The sequence below is a fragment of the Myroides odoratimimus genome (genome assembly GCF_004337635.1).
GTDB classification, from domain to species: Bacteria; Bacteroidota; Bacteroidia; order Flavobacteriales; family Flavobacteriaceae; genus Flavobacterium; species Flavobacterium odoratimimum.
On sequence record NZ_CP037427.1, the window covers coordinates 327,332 to 351,413 of the forward strand.

26 protein-coding genes are annotated in these 24,082 nt (G+C 34.7%); 8 read left to right on the top strand and 18 right to left on the bottom strand.

What is annotated here, in order from left to right:
* Positions 1 to 37: 37 nt before the first annotated feature.
* The 14 genes from E0Z07_RS01525 to E0Z07_RS01590 form a co-directional block, all read right to left on the bottom strand.
* Positions 38 to 667, bottom strand: coding sequence for a hypothetical protein (locus E0Z07_RS01525; protein ID WP_006261969.1), 630 nt, complete (start codon positions 665 to 667; stop codon positions 38 to 40).
* Between the two features lie 212 nt (positions 668 to 879).
* Positions 880 to 1,323 (bottom strand): 50S ribosomal protein L9, encoded by a 444-nt coding sequence (gene rplI, locus E0Z07_RS01530; RefSeq protein ID WP_006260232.1) that lies wholly within the window; start codon positions 1,321 to 1,323, stop codon positions 880 to 882.
* 66 nt (positions 1,324 to 1,389) lie between these two features.
* Positions 1,390 to 1,686, bottom strand: a complete 297-nt coding sequence (gene rpsR / locus E0Z07_RS01535; protein ID WP_006260233.1) for a 30S ribosomal protein S18 — start codon at positions 1,684 to 1,686, stop codon at positions 1,390 to 1,392.
* Positions 1,687 to 1,691: 5 nt separating this feature from the next.
* A complete protein-coding gene (gene rpsF / locus E0Z07_RS01540) occupies positions 1,692 to 2,033 on the bottom strand; it encodes a 30S ribosomal protein S6 (RefSeq protein ID WP_006260234.1) in 342 nt (113 codons plus the stop codon).
* 74 nt (positions 2,034 to 2,107) lie between these two features.
* Positions 2,108 to 2,656 carry a helix-turn-helix domain-containing protein gene (locus tag E0Z07_RS01545; RefSeq protein ID WP_006260235.1) on the bottom strand — a complete coding sequence of 183 codons (549 nt, stop codon included), beginning with the start codon at positions 2,654 to 2,656 and terminating at the stop codon, positions 2,108 to 2,110.
* Positions 2,657 to 2,777: 121 nt separating this feature from the next.
* The gene (locus E0Z07_RS01550) at positions 2,778 to 3,314 is read right to left on the bottom strand and encodes a DMP19 family protein (protein ID WP_006260236.1); all 537 of its coding nucleotides are present in this window, start codon (positions 3,312 to 3,314) and stop codon (positions 2,778 to 2,780) included.
* Between the two features lie 48 nt (positions 3,315 to 3,362).
* Positions 3,363 to 5,813: a replication restart helicase PriA gene (gene priA, locus E0Z07_RS01555; protein ID WP_006260237.1), complete on the bottom strand. Its 2,451-nt coding sequence runs from the start codon at positions 5,811 to 5,813 to the stop codon at positions 3,363 to 3,365.
* Between the two features lie 664 nt (positions 5,814 to 6,477).
* Entirely contained in the window at positions 6,478 to 6,906 is a 429-nt protein-coding gene (locus E0Z07_RS01560) for a DUF2147 domain-containing protein (RefSeq protein WP_006267052.1), read from the bottom strand.
* A gap of 39 nt (positions 6,907 to 6,945) precedes the next feature.
* Entirely contained in the window at positions 6,946 to 7,845 is a 900-nt protein-coding gene (locus E0Z07_RS01565; RefSeq protein WP_006260239.1) for a YihY/virulence factor BrkB family protein, read from the bottom strand.
* A gap of 24 nt (positions 7,846 to 7,869) precedes the next feature.
* Positions 7,870 to 8,109 (bottom strand): hypothetical protein, encoded by a 240-nt coding sequence (locus E0Z07_RS01570; RefSeq protein WP_006267051.1) that lies wholly within the window; start codon positions 8,107 to 8,109, stop codon positions 7,870 to 7,872.
* Between the two features lie 3 nt (positions 8,110 to 8,112).
* Positions 8,113 to 9,114 (bottom strand): SPFH domain-containing protein, encoded by a 1,002-nt coding sequence (locus E0Z07_RS01575; RefSeq protein WP_006260241.1) that lies wholly within the window; start codon positions 9,112 to 9,114, stop codon positions 8,113 to 8,115.
* Positions 9,115 to 9,116: 2 nt separating this feature from the next.
* On the bottom strand, positions 9,117 to 10,496 hold the full coding sequence (locus E0Z07_RS01580; protein ID WP_131540162.1) for a TFIIB-type zinc finger domain-containing protein: 1,380 nt from the start codon (positions 10,494 to 10,496) through the stop codon (positions 9,117 to 9,119).
* A gap of 12 nt (positions 10,497 to 10,508) precedes the next feature.
* Positions 10,509 to 11,369, bottom strand: a complete 861-nt coding sequence (gene nadC, locus E0Z07_RS01585; protein ID WP_006260245.1) for a carboxylating nicotinate-nucleotide diphosphorylase — start codon at positions 11,367 to 11,369, stop codon at positions 10,509 to 10,511.
* Positions 11,370 to 11,458: 89 nt separating this feature from the next.
* Positions 11,459 to 12,034 carry a DJ-1/PfpI family protein gene (locus E0Z07_RS01590; protein WP_006260246.1) on the bottom strand — a complete coding sequence of 192 codons (576 nt, stop codon included), beginning with the start codon at positions 12,032 to 12,034 and terminating at the stop codon, positions 11,459 to 11,461.
* Between the two features lie 148 nt (positions 12,035 to 12,182).
* Between E0Z07_RS01590 and E0Z07_RS01595 the strand changes: the two genes are divergently transcribed.
* The 4 genes from E0Z07_RS01595 (at position 12,183) to E0Z07_RS01610 (ending at position 15,399) form a co-directional block, all read left to right on the top strand.
* Complete coding sequence (locus E0Z07_RS01595; protein WP_131540163.1) at positions 12,183 to 12,683, top strand: hypothetical protein; 501 nt, start codon at positions 12,183 to 12,185, stop codon at positions 12,681 to 12,683.
* A 121-nt stretch (positions 12,684 to 12,804) separates the two neighbouring features.
* Entirely contained in the window at positions 12,805 to 13,317 is a 513-nt protein-coding gene (gene azu, locus E0Z07_RS01600; RefSeq protein ID WP_006261976.1) for an azurin, read from the top strand.
* A gap of 270 nt (positions 13,318 to 13,587) precedes the next feature.
* On the top strand, positions 13,588 to 14,289 hold the full coding sequence (locus E0Z07_RS01605) for a YceI family protein (RefSeq protein WP_131540164.1): 702 nt from the start codon (positions 13,588 to 13,590) through the stop codon (positions 14,287 to 14,289).
* Between the two features lie 126 nt (positions 14,290 to 14,415).
* Positions 14,416 to 15,399 carry a YpdA family putative bacillithiol disulfide reductase gene (locus tag E0Z07_RS01610; protein WP_131540165.1) on the top strand — a complete coding sequence of 328 codons (984 nt, stop codon included), beginning with the start codon at positions 14,416 to 14,418 and terminating at the stop codon, positions 15,397 to 15,399.
* On the opposite strand, the gene E0Z07_RS01615 is transcribed toward E0Z07_RS01610, so the two are convergent.
* Positions 15,396 to 15,812, bottom strand: a complete 417-nt coding sequence (locus tag E0Z07_RS01615) for a Fur family transcriptional regulator (protein ID WP_006260252.1) — start codon at positions 15,810 to 15,812, stop codon at positions 15,396 to 15,398. The two genes, E0Z07_RS01610 and E0Z07_RS01615, sit on opposite strands and share 4 nt — an antisense overlap.
* A gap of 205 nt (positions 15,813 to 16,017) precedes the next feature.
* Between E0Z07_RS01615 and E0Z07_RS01620 the strand changes: the two genes are divergently transcribed.
* From E0Z07_RS01620 to E0Z07_RS01630, 3 genes are all read left to right on the top strand, one after another.
* Positions 16,018 to 17,223 (top strand): aromatic amino acid transport family protein, encoded by a 1,206-nt coding sequence (locus E0Z07_RS01620; RefSeq protein ID WP_006260253.1) that lies wholly within the window; start codon positions 16,018 to 16,020, stop codon positions 17,221 to 17,223.
* Positions 17,224 to 17,272: 49 nt separating this feature from the next.
* The gene (locus tag E0Z07_RS01625) at positions 17,273 to 18,472 is read left to right on the top strand and encodes an aromatic amino acid transport family protein (protein ID WP_006260254.1); all 1,200 of its coding nucleotides are present in this window, start codon (positions 17,273 to 17,275) and stop codon (positions 18,470 to 18,472) included.
* A gap of 125 nt (positions 18,473 to 18,597) precedes the next feature.
* Positions 18,598 to 19,254, top strand: a complete 657-nt coding sequence (locus E0Z07_RS01630; RefSeq protein WP_006264421.1) for an NAD(P)-dependent oxidoreductase — start codon at positions 18,598 to 18,600, stop codon at positions 19,252 to 19,254.
* Positions 19,255 to 19,367: 113 nt separating this feature from the next.
* Here the strand turns inward: E0Z07_RS01630 and E0Z07_RS01635 are convergent, their stop codons facing one another.
* From E0Z07_RS01635 to E0Z07_RS01645, 3 genes are all read right to left on the bottom strand, one after another.
* Positions 19,368 to 20,084 carry a tRNA threonylcarbamoyladenosine dehydratase gene (locus E0Z07_RS01635; protein WP_006260257.1) on the bottom strand — a complete coding sequence of 239 codons (717 nt, stop codon included), beginning with the start codon at positions 20,082 to 20,084 and terminating at the stop codon, positions 19,368 to 19,370.
* A gap of 34 nt (positions 20,085 to 20,118) precedes the next feature.
* On the bottom strand, positions 20,119 to 20,754 hold the full coding sequence (locus E0Z07_RS01640; protein WP_006260258.1) for a TatD family hydrolase: 636 nt from the start codon (positions 20,752 to 20,754) through the stop codon (positions 20,119 to 20,121).
* Between the two features lie 71 nt (positions 20,755 to 20,825).
* Positions 20,826 to 23,459 (bottom strand): valine--tRNA ligase, encoded by a 2,634-nt coding sequence (locus E0Z07_RS01645; protein WP_006260259.1) that lies wholly within the window; start codon positions 23,457 to 23,459, stop codon positions 20,826 to 20,828.
* A 230-nt stretch (positions 23,460 to 23,689) separates the two neighbouring features.
* Between E0Z07_RS01645 and E0Z07_RS01650 the strand changes: the two genes are divergently transcribed.
* Entirely contained in the window at positions 23,690 to 24,079 is a 390-nt protein-coding gene (locus tag E0Z07_RS01650; protein WP_006260260.1) for a DUF1573 domain-containing protein, read from the top strand.
* Positions 24,080 to 24,082: the final 3 nt, after the last annotated feature.

A 24,082-nucleotide genomic window follows, 5' to 3' on the forward strand; every position in this document is an offset into this window, starting at 1 on the left:
GATAATACCTTCATTTCAATTCGTATAATGTGATAAATTAATTCTGTACTATCTCTGCTAAAGACTTCTTCATAGACACTGCATACTTTAACGGCACATAATCTGCCTCCACAATATCCATTTCATAAAATGACAACGTTCTTACATCAAAAATGAATGTACCCACCGTCACTATTCTATCTTCATAATTCTCATAAATAGTGAATTGATAGTAATTTCCTCTTTTATTAGAACCATCATTCTTTGCATTCGGAGACACATCTACTCTCACCACTACTCCCGTACCTCCATTAGCTATTACAGCCTTATTGAAGTCTTCACCCAAATAGTCTTTAGCCGCAGTAGTCTTTAACGCAGCTAATACTGTCTCAAGCCCATCTTTACTCACAGATATCTTATTCGACTCATCCATTAGCGTAACAGCTTTCTTATTGTCGATCTTAAATATCTTTTCAGTACTCTTTAGAATAGCAGGTTCTTGCTCGTATAAGTTCTGCCATGGTGTAGTTGTATCTTCTTCTTCTACCTTATTTTCATTAGTACTTTCATCTGTCACCACTGTTTCTTTCACCTCTCCTTCTGCACCAGAAGTATCTTTGTCATCCTTACAAGCAAATAAAGACACCCCAATAACAACTATACCTAAAACTCTCACTAATCTATTCATAACTACCTTTTGTTTTTAAACACTACTAAATCGACTACTTACTTCCTATAAATGAAGTATTAAGCTATTTTTCACAGCTTAGTTTTATACACTTCCAAGATACAAAAAAACACTAGTAATCAACCAACCTCCCTTACATAATTTAGCTAAATTATATAGCAAAAAAAAGGCCTTCCAAATGGAAGGCCTTTTCTATATATAATCTTTTAAGACTATTCTTGCTCAGCGATTACTTCGTAATCAACTTCAACGATTACATCACGGTGTAAACGAACGTTAGCAGTATATTTACCTAAACGTTTGATAACTCCTGAAGTGATGTATTTTCTGTCAACTTCTTGACCATTTTTAGCGAAAACCTCAGCGATATCTGCATTAGTTACAGATCCGAATAATTTTTCACCACCAGCTTTAACAGCAATCTTGATTTCTAAAGCTTTTAACGCCTCAGCGATAACTTTAGCATCAGCTACTAATTTAGCTTCTTTGTGCGCTCTTTGTTTTAAGTTCTCAGCTAATACTTTTTTAGCAGATGGAGTAGCTAATACAGCCATCCCTTGAGGGATTAAATAGTTACGTCCGTATCCTGGTTTAACAGTTACTACGTCATCTTTAAATCCTAACTTTTGAACGTCTTGTTTTAAGATAATTTCCATTGTTGATGTCCTTTTTATAAGAAGTTAGGTTTCACGAATGAAAACCAACAACTTTATGATTTGTTATTATTTTAATAAATCAGCTACGTATGGCATTAAAGCTAAGTGACGTGCTCTTTTGATCGCTACAGATACTTTTCTTTGGTATTTTAAAGAAGTTCCTGTTAAACGACGTGGTAAAATTTTACCTTGCTCGTTAACGAATTTTAATAAGAAATCAGCATCTTTATAGTCGATGTATTTGATTCCTGATTTTTTGAAACGACAATACTTTTTAGTTTTGTTTGTTTCAATGTTTAAAGGCGTTAAATATCTGATATCTCCGTCTTTTTTTCCTTTTGCAGATTGCTCTATACTTGACATAACAATTAAGCTTTTTTAGATTTTAATTTCTCTCTTCTTCTCTCAGCCCAAGATACAGCGTGTTTGTCTAAAGCTACAGTTAAGAAACGCATAACTCTTTCGTCACGTCTGAATTCAGTCTCTAAGTTGATGATGATATCAGCAGGTGCTGTGAATTGGAATAAGTGATAAAAACCACTTTTCTTGTGTTGGATTTCATAAGCTAATTTTTTTAAGCCCCAGTCCTCTTTAGCTACCATCTCAGCTCCTCTAGAAGTAAGAAATTCTTCGAATTTCACTACTGTTTCCTTTATCTGAGTTTCAGATAAAACGGGATTCAAGATGAAAACAGTTTCATAATGATTCATAAATACTAAATTTTATTTGTTACAAAATTGGGTGCAAAAATACAACTTTATACATACTATCCAAAACTAATTTCTTATTTTTTAAAAAACGGATAATAAAACATTCTCTTTGTTTCTTTATTCATTTTATATAAAGCATAAACACTAACCCCATAATTAGCAAATGACAAACAAAGAAAAAACATTAAAACATAGTTGATTCCTGCTACATGATTAATTTTCCCTATTGTCCAGATAATAATGATAAAAGCCGACAACAACGCATAAACTATTTGATTATAAATAATATGCTTCCCTTCTTTCTTAAACTCCTCTCTATTATTGCTAATACAAACTATAAAAGGACCTAAAACATTTCCCAAAGGAATAATAAGCCCTACTAATATTGACAAATAATACTTTCTACTTACAATTAGTTCTATCTTCTCAACAGAAATAATATCTTTAATATCTTGCCCTAAAGCACCACATAACAATTGTAAAGTCGTTCCTCGTGGTTCACTATCTCCTTTTTCGATTCGTTGAATTGTCCTAATACTAATACCTGACCTTTCACTTAACTCTTCTTGAGAAAACCCCTTTATCACTCTTAGTTCTTTCAATTTTTGACTTAATACATTCATAGCTTTCTTTATTATATTTTAAACAATTCAAAACTACATCAGATGTATAATATTCCTTATGACATAACTATGACATATCTAAGACACTTCAGTAAATCTAAGCTTTTTCACTCCCTCTTATTTATCTTTCTATTTTCTTGTCTAATAATGCCTCTGCTCTCTGATACATTCCTTCTATAGATAATACATCTAGATCAGGGTGATTTCTCAACCACTTCGCATTTAACTCTACGATATCCTCTTCTAGATTATAGAAATCATCATTCTTCAACAGATCTCTTGTAGGATTCGTACCAAAGTAATCCGACTCACAGAATGCCTCTAATACAGTTTCGTCAATATTATTTAAAACTTCAAGTTGCTTCTTTAAAAGAGCTAAGTTTTGTGTAGCTCCTATTTTCTCTAGCCCATCAGCTATAATAGCAAAAAACTCATAATCAGCCTGAGTATTCCAAACAATCTGAGAGAAGTTTCCATTCTTATATTGAGCTAAATAATAATCAAGATAATAACTTAGGATTGCATCTGGGTGAACTGTCTCTTCCATTAATCCTCCTTCTTCTCTTACCAAGTTAATAAACGTGATATTTGAATAAACGATATCATAAGCCTCTTGACTATTAAATGAATCTTGTGATACTACAATTTTTAATTCCATACTATTATTTCTTTTTTATAACACTTCTTTTACCTTCTAAAAAAATCGCTAATAGAAATCTACATTAGCGACTACTTTCACAGAGCGATACTGTCCTATCGCTTCAAAACTTTTCAATATTTTTCGAACATTCTCTTTTGTCTTTATCAGAGGTACATTCTGAGGAATTTTAATTAAAATCACTCGTATATATTGATTGCGTATCCTATTAATCGCAGGCTCTTCTGGTCCTAAAACAGGTACACCTAGTTGCTCCTTCAGGTTGTTATACAACCAAAATGAAGCCTCTTTTAACTTCTCGAACTCTTTATGTCTTAGTGTCAGCTTAACTAATCTATAGAAAGGAGGATACTTAAAGTTATATCGCTCATACATCTGCTCTTTATACATTCCCATATAATCATAATGAGTCACTTGCTGTATGATATTGTGATACGGATTAAATGTCTGAATAATCACTTTACCCTTTTTATCCTTTCTCCCTGCCCTACCTGCTACCTGTGTCATCATCTGATATGCCCGCTCATGCGCTCTAAAGTCAGGATGATACAAACTGTTGTCCGCATTCATTATTCCGACCAAATTCACATTGTCAAAATCAAATCCCTTCGCCAACATCTGCGTTCCTACTAGAATATCGATTTGTCTCGCTTGAAAGGACTCTACTAATTTCTCAAAGCCATACTTTCCTCTAGTTGTATCTTGATCCATACGCGCAATACGCTTATTCGGAAACAACTCTTTTAATTCTTCCTCTACTTGCTCTGTACCAAATCCTTTTGTATTCAGATCCACACTGTGACATCTAAAACACTGTTTGGGCATCGGTAGCGTAAAACCACAATAGTGACACCTCAACTCATTTTTATACTTGTGATATGTCAAACTCACATCACAATGAGGACATTCTGGTACAGCTCCACAAGTCATACACTCTACGACAGGAGAGAAACCTCTTCGGTTCTGAAACAGAATAACCTGTTCTTCTAACGACAACGCCATATTTATCTCATCGATCAACTGATCTGAGAAATGCCCTGTCATCTGTTTTCGTTTATATTTATCTTTTACATCTACTAAAACAATCTCTGGCAAGACTACATTGGTATAGCGCTTCTTTAATTCCACTAAACCATACTTGCCTTGTGTAGCATTGTAATACGTTTCTAAGCTCGGTGTTGCAGATCCTAAGACTACTTTAGCATTGTGCTGTTTTGCCAATACGATAGCTGCATCCCTTCCGTGATATCGAGGAGCTGGATCGTGTTGCTTATAGTTTCCTTCTTGTTCTTCATCTACTACTATCAACTGTAAATCCTGAAAAGGCAAGAAGACAGATAACCTTGTACCGATAACCACTTTTGCTTTTTCAGACTTATTCAATACCTGATCCCAGACCTCTAATCGTTCATTGTGAGAATACTTTGAGTTATACACTGCTACTTCGTTTCCAAAATAGCTAGTCAACCTCATCACTAATTGTGTTGTAAGCCCTATCTCTGGCAATAGAAATAATACCTGTCCTTCATTTGCCAAGTATTTCTCTATAAGTTTGATATATACTTCTGTTTTACCAGACGCAGTTACACCGTGTAGTAAGACGACATCCTTCGTTTCTAATGACTGCCCGATCTCCCAAAGAGCTTTACTCTGCTCATCACTTAACTCGATAATATCTTGTACTGCATCCCCGAAGATCACACGATCTTGGTTTAAATAGTAATCTTCAAATATGCCTTTATTAATAAGTGCCTTAACTACTGCAGATGTAGATTCTGATTCTTCTACTAACTGTTTGACTGTAATCGGCTTTTTGTGCACAGCCTGCAATTGAAAATATTTTAAGATCATCTCTCTTTGCTTTTCAGCACGAGAGACTACTTCCATCAAATCTGCCAAACCATTCTCAGCCAAGTATTGCTCCGCTAGTTTGACATATCTAATCTGTTTCGGCTTATACTTCTCCACCATCTCTTCTTGTAAGAATATCATCTTCTTTTCTAGAAGAGAGTTAATCACAGGGAAGACCTTCTTTCGGTTCAGTACTGCTATAATCTCTTCTACTTTAAGAATAGACTGTACTTGAAGTGCCTCATATATTAAATATTCTGCATCATCTAATTCTTCTGCTTTAATAGTACTATCCGGATTATACTGTATAAGTGTCTCACTTTCTAAAAGTAACTGTGATGGCATAGCACTCTTATACACATCCCCTATCGTACACATATAGTAGTCTGCTATCCACTTCCATAAGCTGATCTGTTTCTCAGTGACAACAGGAGTCAGATCTATAATCTCATTGATTTCTTTTGCCTCATAATACTGAGGTACTCTATTGTGTTTTTCGATTACCACAGCCGTATATACTTTAGAACGACCAAAAGGAACAGCTACGCGCATCCCTACTTGGATAAACTCGTATTCTGCCTCACTTACAGCATAAGTAAACGTAGGGTCTAAAGCTAATGGAACAATAACCTCAACAAAGTAATTCATACTAATAGTACTATTTTTTAGAAATCAATAATTACAAAGATAATCGCTTTATTTTTATCTCATCCCATCAGTACTATATTCGCTCTTATTTATCGCAAGGTTATATATTCTGTAATATATAACATCTCATTACTTCTAGTAGATGCACGCGATACACCTCTACTCGCGTTGTTGAAGGTTTCTAATCTGTGATGTATAACACCTAAATACCACATAAAAAAAGCATCACTTTTTTCACTCCCTAAAAACGACACAAAACACTACTAATCAATAACATAAATCAAAAACAAACATTTCTATCCTAATTGCCCAACAGCTCCTAACAGCAGTGTATATAAGCAGTTATAGCATTTCCTTCAACACTTCTTCAACAATACCCCAAGATTGCTCTACTAGAAGGCTTGTTTGTTGAAGCAATGTTGAAGAAGTATTGTAGGGGTGTTGAAGAAATAGAACCTATGAATAAGGATTTGCTTGATAACTATTAGGTAGCCATAATTACAGGCTTCACTCCCTCTTCTCTCTCCGATTATATACCACACAAGACTTCTACCCAAAAGAAAAGGTCATTAGCGCGTGCTAATGACCTTTATATCTTTTAAAATTATTTTAGATAATCTGTCTCAGTATTATAAAACAACGGTTATAAATACTTCACTTATCTTTAATCTGCTTTTTTCCATGTCTGTGTTCTTCCTATCAACGATAATCCGATATATCCACGCACATCCAGCTTATCCTTACCATTTAGTTTTACAGTACATTTATACTGTTTACCACTCTCTGGGTCAGTGATTTTACCACCTGTATATTCACTTCCTTTTTTCTGTAAGTCTTTAATGATAACAAGTCCTTCGATAGGTTTTCCTTTCTCATCTCCTTCACAGTTATCACATTTTGGGTTAGGTTTAGATGGGTTTAAAAGTTTCTTTACCTGTCCGTAATATTTACCGTCTTTCTCGTAAATTTCAACAATAGACTTCTCTTTTCCTGTACTATCATCTATCGTCTTCCACTTACCTACTATACTTTGTGCATGTGCTGATAAAGACACAGCTAACACCAACACAATTGTCGTTAAAAAATTTCTCATAGTTCAGCGTTTAATTTTAAGGTTATAACCCAAATATAGCTATTTTTTTGACTTTAATTTATTTATAGCTAAATTTAATTCAAAACCTAACAATAGAATCATACAGTTAATCCACAAATAGAACATCACTACTAATAACGTCCCAATAGAGCCATATAACTCATTATATCGGGCAAATCTCAATACATATACCCCAAATAGATAAGAGGTAAGTATGTAAAGAATAGTGGTAAATACAGACCCTATAGAGATGAAGGATACTTGCTTAGTCTGCTTAGCTCCGAACTTGTATAATATAGAAGTAGTCATCAGTACTACTAACAATAAGAATATACTTCTAGACCACTGTATCAACATAGAATCTAGGTTAAACTTATACATCACAACCTCTAGTGTCACAAAGAATGCAACAGAGAAAATGACTAGTATCGCTAGACATACAGATAAGACTAATGCGACAAGATACTGTCTAATCAGATTGCGAGAAACAATAATGTGATACGAAGACTCAAATCCTCCTATGATCGCAAAGACTCCATTAGTCATTAAAAATATAGATAGCAGGAATCCGGATGATAGTAACGAGCGATAACTGTTATTCATAATATCGCTCAGAATAGACTCTATCGCACCAAAGGTATTCGGAGGGACAGAACTCTCGATAAACTGCATAAAGTCTACCTGAAAATTGTCTATCGGGATATAGGGAATCAAGTTCAGTATAAAAAGTGCAAACGGAAATAACGCCATAAAGAAACTGAAGGCGATAGATCCTGCCCTATAGGAGAATGCTCCTTTTATAATCCCTAAGACATATAATTCTATTAAATCATAAAGAGAATACCCTTCTAACACCTTAAAACGAATACATTTTAAAGTCCGGACTATTGTACGTATGACAGGTATTCTGTCTAATCTTTCTTCTATTTCCTGCGACATTTAATCTCTTTTCTTTTTATCATGCTATTTTTTAGGATGTGCTATATTCCCCTTAGTCGTATCATAACCTTTATGATCACGCTTAAAGAAAAAGCTCACTACCATAATCAAAAATAAGGCTACTACTATTACTATTCCAATGGTCTTATAGGTATTGACTAGATGTTCTGAATCAAACATCTCTATTCCCCAAAAACCTAAAATAACATATAAGGCTGTTATTAATACTAAGATACAAACTATAAAACCGATAATATACTTCATACGCTATAGTTTTGATAATATTTCTTTCTTTTTTTGATCGTAATCTTCTTGTGTAATGATTCCTTCTTGTAATAATAAATTTAATTTCTTTAAAACTTGAAGTCCATCATCTCCAGACTGCTCCAACACTTGATTAGAAGCGATACCCAGCTGCTTACCTAACTCTAGTCCTGCTCCCATCTGCACTCCTGCCCCTGCTAGTCCACCTTCATTACGAGCAGCATCTCTCAGAGCTTTCAACTTCTCTAACTCTGCATACGTCATTCCTGCTGCTTCTGCTGCTTTTACATCAGAAGTTATATTAGACACAGTGGCAATACGCTGTTGGGTCTTGGTATCGAATACTGTTCCTAGTACTTTAAAGTCTGTCAATGCAAGTCCTAAAGCAGCAAACTCTTCATTTAGTTTATTCTTGATTTCGGTAGAGATTACTTCTAGCTGCGCATCTATCTCCGTATAGCCAAATGAGGCTCCTGATAGATAAGTAGTGATAGCCTGAGGAATGCGTTGAATAAGGATATCTTTTAAGTCCATCGCTGTATATACATTCGCATTGCTAATAACCTCTCTATAAAGAAAGTTAATATCCTGTATCTTAAACGAGAATGTCCCATTCACTCCTAGTTCTATCGGAATATCATAATGCTTATCTACATACTTAATCGCACTAGGAGTACCCCAAGACTGATTAATAATCTGAGATTGTCTAAAGAAGAACACTTTTAACTTATGCTCACTTTCAAAATTCTGACGAATATTAATCAATGTCGTAATAAAAGGATGATTAGCTGTACTCAGACTAAAGGTTCCTTCTTCTAGGAGTATATCTTGTACTTTTCCATCGTATACTAATACGCATCCTTGACTCGGTGCTACGATTAACTTAGATGCATTCTTGATCTCATCTGTTGGCGACGGAAATTGATACCATACGACATCTTGTGGTTGATCCTTCCATTCTATAACAGAAGCTAGCTGTTTCTTAAAAATATTGAATAATCCCATAGTTATATCTCTTTTCCTACTGTCTTTAGTTCATAAAGGTCTGAAGTCATCTTGATCTCTCCATCCTTATTTATTATAGCAATATTAGTACTGTCTAACCTTACTAATATATAATCTCCTTCTACATCAATACTACGGATCTCTTTCCAGTCCGTTTTCTTAGTCCATAACACACTACCATCTACCCCACTTATCTTCTGCAGTGTTATAGTCTCGTTCTCCAATACAGACATCTTGATAGCAATGATAACAGACTCTGCGTCTCCTACTAGTACACGTGCTCCATCTACATAAGTATGATTAGGAGTGAGGTCTTTAATAGAAACTATCTTCGCTTTAGATTTAGTATACGGCATCACTAAAACTTTCTTATAAGGAGACTTCTCTGTGAATATACCTGATCTACCGTAATCTTTGCTCCAGTTAAAACTTACATTGTATTGTGGAAAACCTTTTTGAGTCCAATGTTCGTATTGTATCAACTGTATTTCTTCTTCTGGAAAATCAAAACCTATACGCGTAAATTTATAGGATGTAGTCTTAACTGGATCCGTTAATTTCTTATCGTATATATTAGAGATTTTATCTATAGGTAATACAACACCTATATCTGCAAATAAGGCATATTGTTTTCCTTTATTATTCGTAACTGTCAGACATTGATCAAAAGTTCTAGATTCTATCGCTGCTACTCCTCCTGCAAACTCAGGATACTTAACAAAGAAAGATTCTGTCACATTCTCAAAAACTTTCTGAGAAGGGTTATACAAGAATAAATAGTAACTATTCACAATAAGGAATAGCTCGTCATTAGCTCCTCTATAATAATCTAATTTACTGCTATGTGTACCTGCTCCTTTTATAGATAGGTCTACTTCTAGAAGTGTTCTACTGATTTCTTCTCCTGTAGTCGCGTCTAGTAAGATGGTGTACACCTCATTTTCCTTACCTTTCTCAGCAAAGATGTCATTAAACCATCCTGTAAAAACAATGGTGTTCTTCCCTTTTGGGTCGATCATTAAGGCTGTTTCTGAATAACTAGCATTGACATATCTCACATCTCGCTTAGGAGGTGGGGTGGTGTTATACTCTGTAGTAGTAACAGGAGGTGGTGTAGAATCTGCAAATATGAATCTACTGATCTGGTAAGCGAAATAGATAAAGATAACAGCAGAGAAGCCTATAATAGCTTTTTTAGCAATCTGCACTCCTTGTTCATTATTCAGTTTACCCGTATTATAATTATGGTTAATAGTAATATCGTCATTATCTAGAAAGAACTGTGTATTACAGCTTCTACAGATATAGTGGTCTTTCTTAGTCTCATCAACCTGATTACTCCCACACTGAGGACATACTATTTTCTTTATTGTTTTTGCCATGCTTCTCTTTTACTACAATACTGCTTTAAGGCTTAAGTCCATATTGTACACTGAGTGTGTTAATGCTCCTGAGGAAACATAGTTAACTCCACATAATGCATACTCTCTAACTGTACTTTCATCGATATTACCTGAAGACTCTGTTTGGCATTGATCACCTATCAATGCAACAGCCTCACGTGTCATCGCATAGTCAAAATTGTCTAACAAGATACGGTGAACATTATCACAAGCTAAGATTTGCTTCACCTCATCGATGCTTCTAGCTTCTACGATGATCTTTAGCTCTTTATTATTGTCTTTTAAATATTGGTTTGTCTTTTCAATCGCTTCTTTGATACCTCCAGCGAAGTCAATATGATTATCTTTCAACATAATCATATCATAAAGAGCAAAACGGTGGTTCTCTCCTCCAGCTATCTTTACTGCCCACTTCTCTATCGCACGTATACCTGGTGTAGTCTTACGTGTATCTAATATCTTAGTACCCGTACCTTCTAATAAGTTTACGAATACACGAGTCTTCGTAGCGATAGCACTCATGCGTTGCATGGCATTAAGCATTAGTCGCTCAGCCTTTAGAATAGACTGAGAAGACCCCGATATATATAAGACTATATCTCCTACTTCTACTTTAGCTCCATCCTGAATGCACACTTCTACTTCTAGAGTAGGGTCTACATAGTTCAATACTTGTTGGGCAAACTCTACTCCTGCTATATACCCTGCTTCTTTTACTAGTAATTTTGCCTTACCTGTAGCTGTAGAAGGAATACAAGCTAATGAGCTATGGTCTCCATCTCCTACATCTTCACGTATAGCGTTCTTAATAATTATATCTAATTCTGCTTGAAATTGTGCTTCTGAAATCATATTTAAAAAAAATTTGCGATGCTAAAATAAGAAATGTTTTAGCAAATCTTATTATAGAACATCGCAAACTATGAGTTATAATGACAAGCTTATCCTATCACTACACCTAACATTTTATAGAATTCTCTAAGGATATCAGGGTGTCCAGGCCATGCAGGAGAAGTAACTAAATTACCGTCTACCACAGCTTTATCTACTCCTACTTCTTTATAATGACCACCCGCTAAAGTGATATCTGGTCCTACTGCTGGATAAGCAGTCAGTGTTCTTCCATTTAATACACCTGCTGGAGTTAATACCTGAATACCGTGACAGATAGCCGCTACTGGTAAATTCTTTTCAAAGAAGTACTTCACAAAGTCAATTACCTTACTATTTAGACGGATATATTCTGAAGAACGCCCTCCACAGATATACAGTCCATTATAATCTGCTACATTCACTTCATCAAATGACTTATTGATTACAAAATTATGTCCTCTTAGTTCTGCATAAGTTTGATACCCTACAAAGTCGTGTACAGCAGTTGCAATCACTTCATTCTTCTTCTTTCCAGGACATACCACATCTACTTGTACTCCAATTGATAATAGCGCTTGATAAGGAACCATTACTTCATAATCTTCTACGAAGTCACCTGCTAACATTAAAACTGATTTTGCCATATTGTTTTTATTTAAGTTAATACCCTTCTAAGGTAAACAATTATGAGTAGCCCAAAAACTGAAACTTAAAAAATAACCATAAAATAACATCTGCTCCGAATAGTTTTTAGTAACTTTAAAAATCTAATTAATCCTATTTATTTTGACTATGAAAACAAAAATCGCATTACTAGCCGCTACATTCTTTACACTAATCAGCTGTAACCAAAAAGTAGCACCAACACAAGATGTCAAAGTCTTAGATCTGTATACAATAGAAGTACCTGGTACATTTGCCCCTATGCAAGAATTGTATCCTGATGCTGATATTCAATATGGAAATACGTTTAAACAGATGTACTTAGTCACTACACATCAAGACAAAAATAAGACGGCAAACTTCGAAGAATATGTTAAACAATCTCTTGCTAGCTATAACAAAAGAGAGAACTATGAGATAATAGTACAAGAGGATGTCCGAATAAATGGAATCCCAGGAAAGAAATATGAAATAATGATGTCTCAAGATAAAGATATGATGTATATGGTACAAGTAATATTAGATGGTAAAAAAGCTAACTATCAATACATTACATGGACAACAGGACAGAATAAAGAAGCACAAAAAGACAATTTCTTAAACACTTTAGCTTCTTTTAAAGAACAGTAATACTTTTAACAAAGTTTAAACATTAAAAAGTGAGCAATAATGTTATTTATCGTACCTTTATAGTACTCAAAATGAGCGCTTAAAAGCGCTTAACAAATAAATAATATTATATAAAATAATTATGAAAAAATTAAACTTAGCTCTAGCTGTTTTAGCAACAAGTACTATGTTATTCTCATGCGGTGAGAAAAAAGCAGATACAACAACTACTCCAACTGAAACGCCTGCTGAAACAACAGCAGCACCAGAAGAAGTAACAGGTGTACAAATCACGTTAAATGCAGATGATCAAATGAAATTTGACCAAACTGAAATTCGTGTTCCTGTAGGAGAGAAAGTTACATTGACTTTAAAACATACTGGTAAAATGGATAAAGCAATTATGGGGCATAACTGGGTATTATTAAAACCAGGTACAGACATGACTGCTTTTGCTACTGAAGCTGCTCAAGCAACAGAAACTGACTATATTCATCCAAGTGGTTTAGAAAATGTAGTAGCACATACTAAAACTTTAGGAGGTGGACAATCTGATACTATTGAATTCACAATTACTGAAGCAGGTACTTATGACTTCTTATGTACATTCCCTGCTCACTTCGCTTTAATGCAAGGTAAATTAATTGCTGAATAGTAATATATTTTTAATGCAAATCTTTAAATGGGGTGTTTAATTAAAACATCCCATTTTTTATTACTCTATTCTAAAGTAGTTTGTACTCTACTCTTGTAAAAGAAAACATTGTCATTTAATTTCATCAATAAACCCAAATAAAAAGCACAAAAAATGTTAAATATGACACTTTTAAAGCTTTTTAGCTCAAAATTAGTAGTCATTTTTTTCTGACTGATTGTTTATTCTTATTTAAGCATGTATATTTGTATCAACAAATTAGCATATAAAATGAAAAAAATTGTATTATCGTTAGCTGTAATCGCTACGTTAACTCTTGCATCTTGTGGAAACAAAAATGCAGATAAAGCAACAACTACAACAGAACAAGAAGTAGCTGTAGAACAAGGAGACAAATATTCAGTAAACTTGACTGAGAGTAATGTAACTTGGAAAGTAGGTCACAAAGGAGGAGTTAACCCTCGTTATGGTACTTTAACTTTAAAAGCTGGTGATATCGCTATCGATGCAAATGGGTTAAACGCAGGTTCTTATACTATCGATATGAACTCTATCAAAGTTGATCGTGCTTCTGTAAGTGCTGATGAAGATATCGCTAAATTAGAAGGTCACTTAAAAAGTGCTGACTTCTTTAACGTAGAAGCTAATTCGACTGTTGATTTCAAAATCACTAATGTAGAAGATTTCGACGCTGCTAAACACACTAGTAAAATAGAAGGAGCTAATAAAGTAGTAAGTGGAAACTTAACTATCTTAGGAAAAACTGTAAACATCACTTTCCCTGCTAAGGTAACTGTAGAGAATGGTAAAGCTGTTATGGATGCTGCATTCGTAGCTGACCGTACAGAATGGGGATTAGTATTCGGTACTACTGATAAAGATTCAGGTGCTGCTCTTAACCCTGCTGACTGGGCTATTAGTCAAGATATGGAAATAGGAATTCATTTAGTAGCTGATAAAGTAGCTGAATAATTTCATTCACAATATATCCTGTAAGGGCTACTCTAACGAGTAGCTCTTATTTTTTTTACCCACTTTCTAAAAGAGGAACAAGAATAAAGCCGTAACTTTGAGTTTTGCGAATAGAAAATAGATACAATGAAGCATTTTGACATTATAATTATAGGAGGTGGCCCTATAGGTATAGCCTGTGGACTAGAAGCTAAGAAGAACGGACTTTCTTATCTAATCATAGAGAAAGGATGTCTAGTTAATTCTTTATATCACTATCCTGTCAATATGCAGTTCTTCTCCTCTTCAGAACTATTAGAGCTAGACAAGATTCCCTTTATTAGTAAAGAGAACAAGCCTCGTAGAAGTGAGGCGTTAGAATACTACCGTAGAGTAGTAACAACAAATGAGCTAACAATAAACTTATTCGAAACTGTCTTAGAAGCGACTAAAAACTCAGAAGGTTTATTCGACGTTAAAACTTCTAAAGATAACTATACAGCTAAGGACATTATCGTAGCGACTGGTTTTTATGATATTCCTAATCCATTAAACATTCCAGGAGAGCAATTGCCTAAAGTTTCTCATTACTACACAGATCCTCATTATTATGCAGGTATGGATGTAGTGGTAGTTGGAGCTAGTAATTCTTCTGTAGATGCAGCCTTAGAATGCTATCGCAAAGGAGCAAATGTCACTATGGTTGTAAGAGATAAAGAAATTAGTTCTCATGTAAAATATTGGGTAAAACCGGATATTGAAAATAGAATTAAAGAAGGAAGTATCACTGCCCTATTTAACAGTAACATCAAAGAAATAACTGATAATACAGTTATAATCAACACAAATAACGAAGAACTAACAATAAAAAACGACTTTGTCCTTGCACTTACAGGATATCGTCCTAACTTTGCCTTTTTAAAACAATTAGGAGTTACAATATCTAATGATGCTAATCAGACTCCTACTTACAATACAGAAACTATGGAAACAAATGTGACGAACTTATATTTAGCAGGTGTAGTATGCGGTGGTTTAAACACGCACACTTGGTTTATTGAGAACTCTAGAATTCACGCTGTTACCATTCTTACCCACATCATCTCTAAGTATCGATATCGTCGATTTTAGGGCTTGCACTCCTTACACACCCCTTTAGCTACTACGTCTATATCATCTAGCTGAAAACCAGCTGGTACTTCTATTTTAGGGATAGACACTTGTGTTAAACAGATTGTCTTTTTACAATTATTACACACGAAATGTAGATGAGTATCGTGATGATTCTTTTCATCACACCCCTGAGCACATAGCGCATAATGAGTAATATTATTAGTCGTAATACTATGAAGCAATCCTTTGCTCTCAAAAGTCTTTACGGTTCTATATAATGTCACTCGATCAGATTGTTCAAAGCTTGCCTCTATATCAGCAAGTGATACTGCACCTTTTTGTTGCTTCAAGAATTTTAGAACCAATAAACGCATTGCAGTAGGATTAATCTTTTTAGCTTTTAATTCTTGCTCTAAATTTAGGGTACTCATAGTCTCTCATTTTGTGTATAAACAAAGATAAACAATGTTTGTTTATCAACTCGTTTTTACGTAATCAGATTCCATTTAACAACTCTTTAGCTTAAAAACAATCAAAATATTTTAATATAAATAAACATATTTGAGTGTTGTAGTAAATAATAAAAACATATATTTATTTTTTTTACAACAATCAAACTAAAAACACAAACTCAAAGTGAATAGTAAACTTATAGGTAGTTCCCTTATTATAGCGGGTACAGCAATCGGAGGTGGAATGTTAGCCATGCCGATTATTTCGTCTGGAGTAGGATTTACAGGCATTACGATAGTAATGATCTTGATATGGTTAACGATGTGTTATACCGCTATTCTATTAGTAGAGACATATAAAGATAATAATCCTGAAGATGGGTTGAGCACGATGACTTATAAATACTTAGGTAAGGCAGGCTCTATCGTCACTGGAATAAGTATGCTAACCCTGATGTACGCTCTAGTAAGTGCTTATATCGCAGGAGGAAGTGATATCCTAAGACTGAACTTAAGTAATTGGTTAGAGACTGATATCAGTCCACAAGTGACTGCTTTTATCTTTACAATTTTATTTGGAGGTATAGTTGGTTTAGGTGCTCGAGTGGTAGATATCGCTACGAGATGGATATTTATTATCAAACTAATCTTTCTATTGATTGTTATCATTGTGATGTTTGGCTATGTCAGAATAGACAATCTCTTACAGATGCCTATAGAGAGTAAACTATTCTTCTCCTCTATTCCTGTTATTTTTACTTCATTTGGTTTTCATATTGTGGTACCAAGTATGGTAAAGTACTTAGATGGAGATATTAAGCTACTTAAAAAAGCGTTTATCTACGGTAGTCTATTACCTCTAATTGTGTATATCATCTGGCAACTATCTATCTTAGGAAGTATAGACTCTAATACTTTCTTTACAATCATAAAAGAAACACAAGGTCTAGAAGCTGTTATCATAGCTGTAAATGGTGTATCTGAGTCTAAGTGGATGAATATTCCTTTAAACATTTTCTTTGCTGCAGCTATCCTTACTTCTTTCTTAGGAGTGGCATTAGCCCTATTTGACTATGTAAAGGATTTAAGTAAAAAGAAAGCTTTTGGAAAAAACAGTGTAATTATTTACCTAATTACTTTTATACCTCCATTATTATTCGCACTTTACTATCCTAAAGGTTTTGTGATAGCACTAAGCTATGCAGCTATCTCTGTAGTGATAACCTCTTTGTTTATTCCTGTACTGATGTACATCAAAGTCAAAAAAGAAAGACAAGAGACCATATCTTTTTTACAAAAGATAGCTTTTAGCTTGATTTTTGCTTTTGGAACAAGCATCTTAGTAATACAAGTTTTAATGACAGCGGGAGTACTCCCTATTTTAGACTAATGAAACAAAAAATAAATTCGAAGAATTAAATAAATTTAAACAAATAGAAATGCAAAAAATTATCGGAAGTATCCTTATTGTCGCAGGAACGACAATCGGAGCAGGAATGTTAGCAATGCCCATTATATCAGCAAGTGTAGGCTTTACCTTTATGGCCTTTATCTTGTTCTGTATCTGGTTTGCTATGTATTATACTGCTATACTTCTGGTGGATGTCTATAAATACAACCCTCCTACAGATGGATTAAATACTTTAACAGTAAAATATCTAGGTAACTCTGGGGCTGTTGCTACAGCGCTAAGTATGCTGATACTAATGTATGCCTTAGTAAGTGCTTATATCACAGGAGGAGGTGAAATATTCAGAACTAACTTAGAGAAGTGGCTACAAGTAGAAATATCATCTCATACTTCTGCTTTTCTATTTACAGCATTATTTGGAAGTATCATCGCATTCGGCACACGTGTTGTTGACTTTAGTAATAAAATTGTATTTACAACGAAGCTAATCTTCTTGTGTATTGTAATGGCGTTATTATTACCTAAAGTAGAAATGATCCACTTACAACATTTACCTTCTTCTAGTATTCCTGTATTAGCCACTATTCCTGTAATCTTTACTAGCTTTGGGTTCTATGTAGTTATTCCAACATTGGTAAAATACTTAGACGGAAATATTAAACAATTAAAACTCGTATTTTTAATCGGAAGTATCACTCCTCTTCTATTATACTTAGTATGGGAACTTACATTCTTAGGAAACTTAGATAGCAATACCTTTACTGCTATACTACAAGAGAACTCTAAAATGGAAGGCTTATTAAAAGCAGTAAAACAAGTACACAATTCAAAAATGATTGGTATTTCTTTTACACTATTTGCTTCTGCAGCATTACTTACTTCTTTCTGGGGAGTAGCCATGGCTTTAAAAGATTATATCCAAGACTTAGGAAAGAACAAACCGCTAATCAAGAATAATATGTCGGCAATGCTATTGACCTTTATTCCTCCATTAGTATTTGCTATCTTTTATCCTGATGGATTCGTAATAGCACTAGGATATGCTTCTATCCCATTAGTAGTTCTTGCTTTAATCATGCCGATGTTAATGTTACAAAAAGCACAAAAGCAAGCAGGAGTTAAACAACCCTTTTTACAGAAACTCGCTTTCGTATTTTTATGGGGACTTTCTCTTTTGATTTTTATACTTCAAGGCCTTATGGTTGCTGAAGTTATACCAGCTTACTAAACAAGAAACAACCTTTATACAATATTAGCCGACTTAACCTAGATTAAGAAATTTCTAGATTAAGTCGGCTTTCTATTTTTAAACCACTACTCCTCAGTACCTTTGTCCTAATAAAATAACACCGTATGAAAAATATAGTTTTGATAGGAGCGTCTGGATATGTAGGTAGTGCTATATTAAACGAATTGATACATCGTCAATACAACGTTACAGCAATCGCTAGAAATACCTCAACAATATCTAATAGCGCTTTAGTAAAAAAAGTAGCGCTAGATATAACAGATCAAAAAGAACTCGTAAAGATGATAACAGGCGCAGATGTAGTCATCAGTGCATTCAATGCAGGATGGTCAAATCCTAATCTTTACGAAGACTTCACAACAGGAATACAGACTATACACAATGCTGTAAAAGAAGCTAAAGTAGAGCGCTTAATTGTAATCGGTGGAGCAGGTACACTGTATATTAAACCAGGGCTACAGTTAGTAGACACAGTAGATTTTCCTGACTTTATTAAACCAGGTGCTACAGCAGTAAGAGACTATTTTGAGCAGGTATTAAGTAAAGAAAACGGTTTTATCTGGACATACTTTAGCCCTGCGATAGAAATGAACCCACAAAACCCTGGAAAGCGCACAGGACACTTTAGACTAAGTAATAATACTCCTGTCTATGATAGCGAATGTAGAAGTAGAATATCTGTAGAGGATGTAGCTGTCGCTATAGTAGATGAAGTAGAGAACGAACAGTTTAAAAACACACAATTTACAATAGGTTACTAAAATTCATAATAAGTCCCCATAAGGGAAACAACAGTTCAACAACAAAATAATAGCAATTCTTCCCTTACTAAAAAAGGCTGTAAATCTAATTGATTTACAGCCTTTTTACTTTACTATTTCGATAAGATATATCTTACTACATGTTCTGCTGAGTTTAAACCAAACAAGGCTGGCATCCAACTATTCGTCCCAAAAAATGACTTTTTAAAGTTACTACCATCTGTCATCTTTAAGCTACTCTCGTCAGGTTTTTCTGTAGAGAAGATTGCTTTTACCCCAGAAGATATTCCTTCTTTCTTTAGGCGCTTTCTGATCTGCTTCGCTAGTGGACATACATCTGTCTTACTGATATCTTTAATCACAATCTTATTTGCCATCATCTTTCCTCCTGCTCCCATCGCACTGATTACTTTTACCTTCTTGCGTTTAGCTGCCAAAATAAGGTTAATCTTAGGTGTAATACTATCAATACAATCTAATACATAATCAAAGTCCTCTGTCACAATCTCATGAGCACGCTCTGGAGAAATAAACTCTTCTATACGAATCAAGTTAAGCTCTGGGTTAATATCCATCAATCTATCTCCTACAACTTTCACTTTTGGCATACCGATCGTAGAGTGTAAAGCGGGTAACTGTCTATTGATATTCGTAATATCTACAGTATCTCCATCTACGATAGTCATATTTCCTACTCCTGCTCTAGCTAAAAACTCAGCTGCAAATGATCCAACTCCTCCTAATCCTACTACTAATACTTTCGCATCTTTTAGTTTTTGCAATCCTTCTTCCTTAAAAAGTAATTCTGCTCTTTCTTGCCAAATTGCCATTTATTCTACTTATTATATCAATCTAAGACTGATGTTATCTATTAAAAACTGTTTTATAATTCTGTTCTATGATCGCTTCTATATTCATATCTAATGCGCTTGCCACAGTATATACGTCCTCTATGGTTATCTCCTTAGCATCATCTGTTTCTAAAAACAACTGCTCTCTTGGTACTTTCAAGAAGGTACTTCTCAATGCCTCGTTATAAATAAGGTGTTTACCAAAAGACAAATAAAACCCATTCTTCCACAGACTCTCTGCTACTTGCTCTTTTTTATTGAAGCCATGTATAATCAGAGGAACCGTAATCTGTAACTCTTTCTTAATCTGTATAACTTCTTGATAAGCTGAAACGACGTGCAAAATTACTGCTTTTTTATACTTTTCTGCAAGTAGTAATTGCTTCTTAAATACTTCTATCTGTAGATTTAACGAAATATTGATCTTCTTATCTAATCCACACTCTCCTATCGCTAAACAATTTGGCTGTTGTAGCTGCTCTTCTAACAAGGCTAACTCTTCCTCTAAACGCTCTTCCTGGATATACCATGGATGTATACCAACAGTATAGGTAGGAAGGGTATTATCCACTGTCAGAGGATACTGATTGATGATTTCTATTATCCCCTGCTGTGCTGTAATATGATGAGTGTGTGTATTGATTTTCATACATACGAAGATAAAAAAAAGCCTCTAATTAGTAAACTAACTAGAGGCTTCTATATCTAAGAGATACTACACTATTTTAATCCAGCTAAGCTGTGTTCGATAGTTGCTATTTTAGCTAAAGCATCTGCTTCTTTCTTTCTTTCGTTCTCGATAACCTGAGCAGGTGCACCACCAACGAACTTCTCGTTAGATAGTTTTCCTTGTACAGATTTCAAGAATCCTTTTAAATATTTCAACTCTTCTTCTAACTTAGCGATTTCTTCTTCTAAGTTCACACTTCCTGTTACAGGAATGAAGTACTCATTAGATTTCACACGGTAAGATAGTGCACCACTTACTTGCTCTGTTACATACTCTATAGCAACTACGTTACCTAATTTAGAGATGATACTGTCGAAGTATGTAGATGTTTTCTCGTTGTTGATTACTTTTAAATCTATCGTTTCTTTAAACGAAATATTCTTGTCTTTTCTGATTGTACGGATACCAGCGATAACTTCAGTAGCGAATTCAAACTCTTTAATCAAGTTCTCATCAAATGATTTCATCTCTGGCCATGAAGATACTACTAATGCTGCAGCAGCAGTACGCTCATTAATATGTTGCCAAATCTCTTCTGATAAGAATGGCATAAATGGATGTAACAACTTCAAGTTCGCTTCTAATAACTCGATAGTCTTGTCAAAAGTAGCTTTGTCTATTGGCTGTTGGTATCCTGGTTTAATCATTTCTAAGAACCAAGAACAAAAGTCATCCCATACTAATTTATAGATCGTCATTAACGCATCCGAAATTCTGTATTTAGAGAAGTGATCTTCTATCTCTACTAATGCACTCTGTAACTTCGCTTCGTACCACGCTAATGATACTTTAGCAGATTCTGGTTGTGCTAATGTCTCAGACACTTCCCATCCTTTGATTAGACGGAATGCATTCCATACCTTATTTGTGAAAGCTTTACCTTGAGCACATAACTCCTCGTCAAACATAATATCGTTACCAGCAGACGCAGATAATAATAATCCTACACGTACACCATCAGCACCGAACTTATCGATTAATCCTAGTGCATCAGGAGAGTTTCCTAATGACTTAGACATCTTACGACGTTGTTTATCTCTTACGATACCTGTGAAGTAAACATTCGTAAATGGTTTCTTACCAGTGTACTCATATCCAGACATAATCATACGTGCTACCCAGAAGAAGATAATATCTGGACCAGTCACTAAGTCATTCGTTGGATAATAGTAGTTATACTCTTCATTCTCTGGCTGTGTAATTCCGTTAAATACAGACATTGGCCAAATCCAAGAAGAGAACCATGTATCTAGTGCATCTTCATCTTGTTTTAAATCAGCAGCAGTCAAAGCAGCATTACCTGATTTTACTTTAGCTAATTCTACAGCAGCTTCGATATTCTCAGCTACTACGAAGTCTTCTTTACCAGCTCCATAGTAGAATGCAGGTATCTGGTGTCCCCACCATAACTGACGAGAGATATTCCAATCGCGGATATTCTCTAACCAGCTTCTATAAGTATTGTTATATCTACTTGGGTATAACTTTACATCTTCTGTTTCTAATACCGCATCTAAAGCAGGCTTAGCTAACTCTTCCATCTTAAGGAACCACTGATCAGAAAGTCTTGGTTCTATAACAGCTTTTGTACGCTCAGAAGTACCTACATTGTTAATATAGTTCTCTACTTTGTCTAAAGCTCCGATAGATTTTAACTCTGCCTCTATCTCTTTACGAACTACAAAACGGTCTTTACCAGCGTAGTGTAATCCTAATTCATTCAGTGTAGCATCAGCATTAAAGATATCTATAATCTCTAAGTTATGTCTCTCTCCTAGATCCTTATCATTCACATCGTGAGCAGGAGTCACTTTAAGACATCCTGTACCGAACTCCATATCTACATATTCGTCGAAGATGATAGGCACCACTCTATTACAGATTGGTACGATAGCCTTTTTACCTTTTAGGTGTGTATAGCGTTCATCATTAGGGTTAATACAGATAGCAGAATCTCCTAAGATAGTCTCTGGACGTGTAGTCGCAATTACTAGATAGTCATTAGATCCTTCTATTTGATATTTTAGATGGTATAACTTCCCTTGGCGCTCTTCATAGATTACTTCCTCATCAGATAAAGTAGTCTTCGCTTCAGGATCCCAGTTTACCATGCGGTACCCTCTATAGATTAATCCTTTGTTATATAGGTCAACAAATACTTTTATCACTTGCTCAGACATCTCTGGGTCCATAGTGAACTTCGTACGATCCCAATCACAAGAACAACCTAATTTTTTAAGTTGATCTAAGATTACTCCTCCGTACTCTTCTTTCCACTCCCAAGCATGTGCTAAGAACTCTTCGCGTGTTAAATCGTTTTTATTGATACCCTGCTCTCTCAATTTTGCGACGACTTTAGCTTCAGTAGCGATAGAGGCGTGATCCGTTCCAGGAACCCAACAAGCGTTAAGCCCTTTTAAACGAGCACGACGTATTAATACATCTTGAATCGTATTGTTCAACATATGTCCCATGTGTAATACACCCGTCACGTTCGGTGGTGGTATTACAATCGTGTAAGGCTCTCTGTGGTCAGGAGTTGAGTGGAAGAAATTATTCTCCATCCAGTACTCATACCATTTTTGCTCTACTTGCTTCGCGTCAAATTGTGCAGGAATTGTCATTTACTTATTAATTTTACTTGTTTTTAACATTTTTTAAAGACACATCCAAAGATAACAATACTTTAATCAAATTTTAATCTAAGCACTCTTTCTTTTTACGTACCTTTGTATCATGCAAAAATATGGATTACTATGTAATTACAAAAGATAACACATTACTTTAAATGTTTATTTTTATTTGCGAGTATTCCTAAAGTTTTTAATTTTACAAAACAACAAATAGAAAAATAATGAAAAACATTTTAGCATTATTAGTTTTGGTTTTGACAAGTGCAGTAACATTCGCACAAAAAGGACCAAAAATCGAGTTTAAAGCAGAGAACAATACTATCGATTACGGTACTGTTGTAAGAGGGAAAGATAATGGAGTTAGAACTTTTGAGTTTACTAACGTTGGTGATGAGCCATTAATCATTACAGCTGTAAGATCTACATGTGGATGTACAGTACCTTCTAAACCTGAAGAACCTATTTTACCAGGTCAAAAAAGTAAAATAGACGTACAGTATAATATGGCTCCTGGTAAAATCAGTAGAACTATCACTGTAGAATCTAATGCTGTGAACTATACTAACGGTGTAGTAGCACTACGCATCAAAGGTGAAGTTGTAAACAACTAATCA

Coding starts and splice junctions, on each gene's coding strand:
- E0Z07_RS01525 (WP_006261969.1), bottom strand. CDS start 667: ATGAATAGATTAGTGAGAGTTTTAGGTATAGTTGTTATTGGGGTGTCT.
- rplI (WP_006260232.1), bottom strand. CDS start 1,323: ATGGAAATTATCTTAAAACAAGACGTTCAAAAGTTAGGATTTAAAGAT.
- rpsR (WP_006260233.1), bottom strand. CDS start 1,686: ATGTCAAGTATAGAGCAATCTGCAAAAGGAAAAAAAGACGGAGATATC.
- rpsF (WP_006260234.1), bottom strand. CDS start 2,033: ATGAATCATTATGAAACTGTTTTCATCTTGAATCCCGTTTTATCTGAA.
- E0Z07_RS01545 (WP_006260235.1), bottom strand. CDS start 2,656: ATGAATGTATTAAGTCAAAAATTGAAAGAACTAAGAGTGATAAAGGGG.
- E0Z07_RS01550 (WP_006260236.1), bottom strand. CDS start 3,314: ATGGAATTAAAAATTGTAGTATCACAAGATTCATTTAATAGTCAAGAG.
- priA (WP_006260237.1), bottom strand. CDS start 5,813: ATGAATTACTTTGTTGAGGTTATTGTTCCATTAGCTTTAGACCCTACG.
- E0Z07_RS01560 (WP_006267052.1), bottom strand. CDS start 6,906: ATGAGAAATTTTTTAACGACAATTGTGTTGGTGTTAGCTGTGTCTTTA.
- E0Z07_RS01565 (WP_006260239.1), bottom strand. CDS start 7,845: ATGTCGCAGGAAATAGAAGAAAGATTAGACAGAATACCTGTCATACGT.
- E0Z07_RS01570 (WP_006267051.1), bottom strand. CDS start 8,109: ATGAAGTATATTATCGGTTTTATAGTTTGTATCTTAGTATTAATAACA.
- E0Z07_RS01575 (WP_006260241.1), bottom strand. CDS start 9,114: ATGGGATTATTCAATATTTTTAAGAAACAGCTAGCTTCTGTTATAGAA.
- E0Z07_RS01580 (WP_131540162.1), bottom strand. CDS start 10,496: ATGGCAAAAACAATAAAGAAAATAGTATGTCCTCAGTGTGGGAGTAAT.
- nadC (WP_006260245.1), bottom strand. CDS start 11,369: ATGATTTCAGAAGCACAATTTCAAGCAGAATTAGATATAATTATTAAG.
- E0Z07_RS01590 (WP_006260246.1), bottom strand. CDS start 12,034: ATGGCAAAATCAGTTTTAATGTTAGCAGGTGACTTCGTAGAAGATTAT.
- E0Z07_RS01595 (WP_131540163.1), top strand. CDS start 12,183: ATGAAAACAAAAATCGCATTACTAGCCGCTACATTCTTTACACTAATC.
- azu (WP_006261976.1), top strand. CDS start 12,805: ATGAAAAAATTAAACTTAGCTCTAGCTGTTTTAGCAACAAGTACTATG.
- E0Z07_RS01605 (WP_131540164.1), top strand. CDS start 13,588: ATGAAAAAAATTGTATTATCGTTAGCTGTAATCGCTACGTTAACTCTT.
- E0Z07_RS01610 (WP_131540165.1), top strand. CDS start 14,416: ATGAAGCATTTTGACATTATAATTATAGGAGGTGGCCCTATAGGTATA.
- E0Z07_RS01615 (WP_006260252.1), bottom strand. CDS start 15,812: ATGAGTACCCTAAATTTAGAGCAAGAATTAAAAGCTAAAAAGATTAAT.
- E0Z07_RS01625 (WP_006260254.1), top strand. CDS start 17,273: ATGCAAAAAATTATCGGAAGTATCCTTATTGTCGCAGGAACGACAATC.
- E0Z07_RS01630 (WP_006264421.1), top strand. CDS start 18,598: ATGAAAAATATAGTTTTGATAGGAGCGTCTGGATATGTAGGTAGTGCT.
- E0Z07_RS01635 (WP_006260257.1), bottom strand. CDS start 20,084: ATGGCAATTTGGCAAGAAAGAGCAGAATTACTTTTTAAGGAAGAAGGA.
- E0Z07_RS01640 (WP_006260258.1), bottom strand. CDS start 20,754: ATGAAAATCAATACACACACTCATCATATTACAGCACAGCAGGGGATA.
- E0Z07_RS01645 (WP_006260259.1), bottom strand. CDS start 23,459: ATGACAATTCCTGCACAATTTGACGCGAAGCAAGTAGAGCAAAAATGG.
- E0Z07_RS01650 (WP_006260260.1), top strand. CDS start 23,690: ATGAAAAACATTTTAGCATTATTAGTTTTGGTTTTGACAAGTGCAGTA.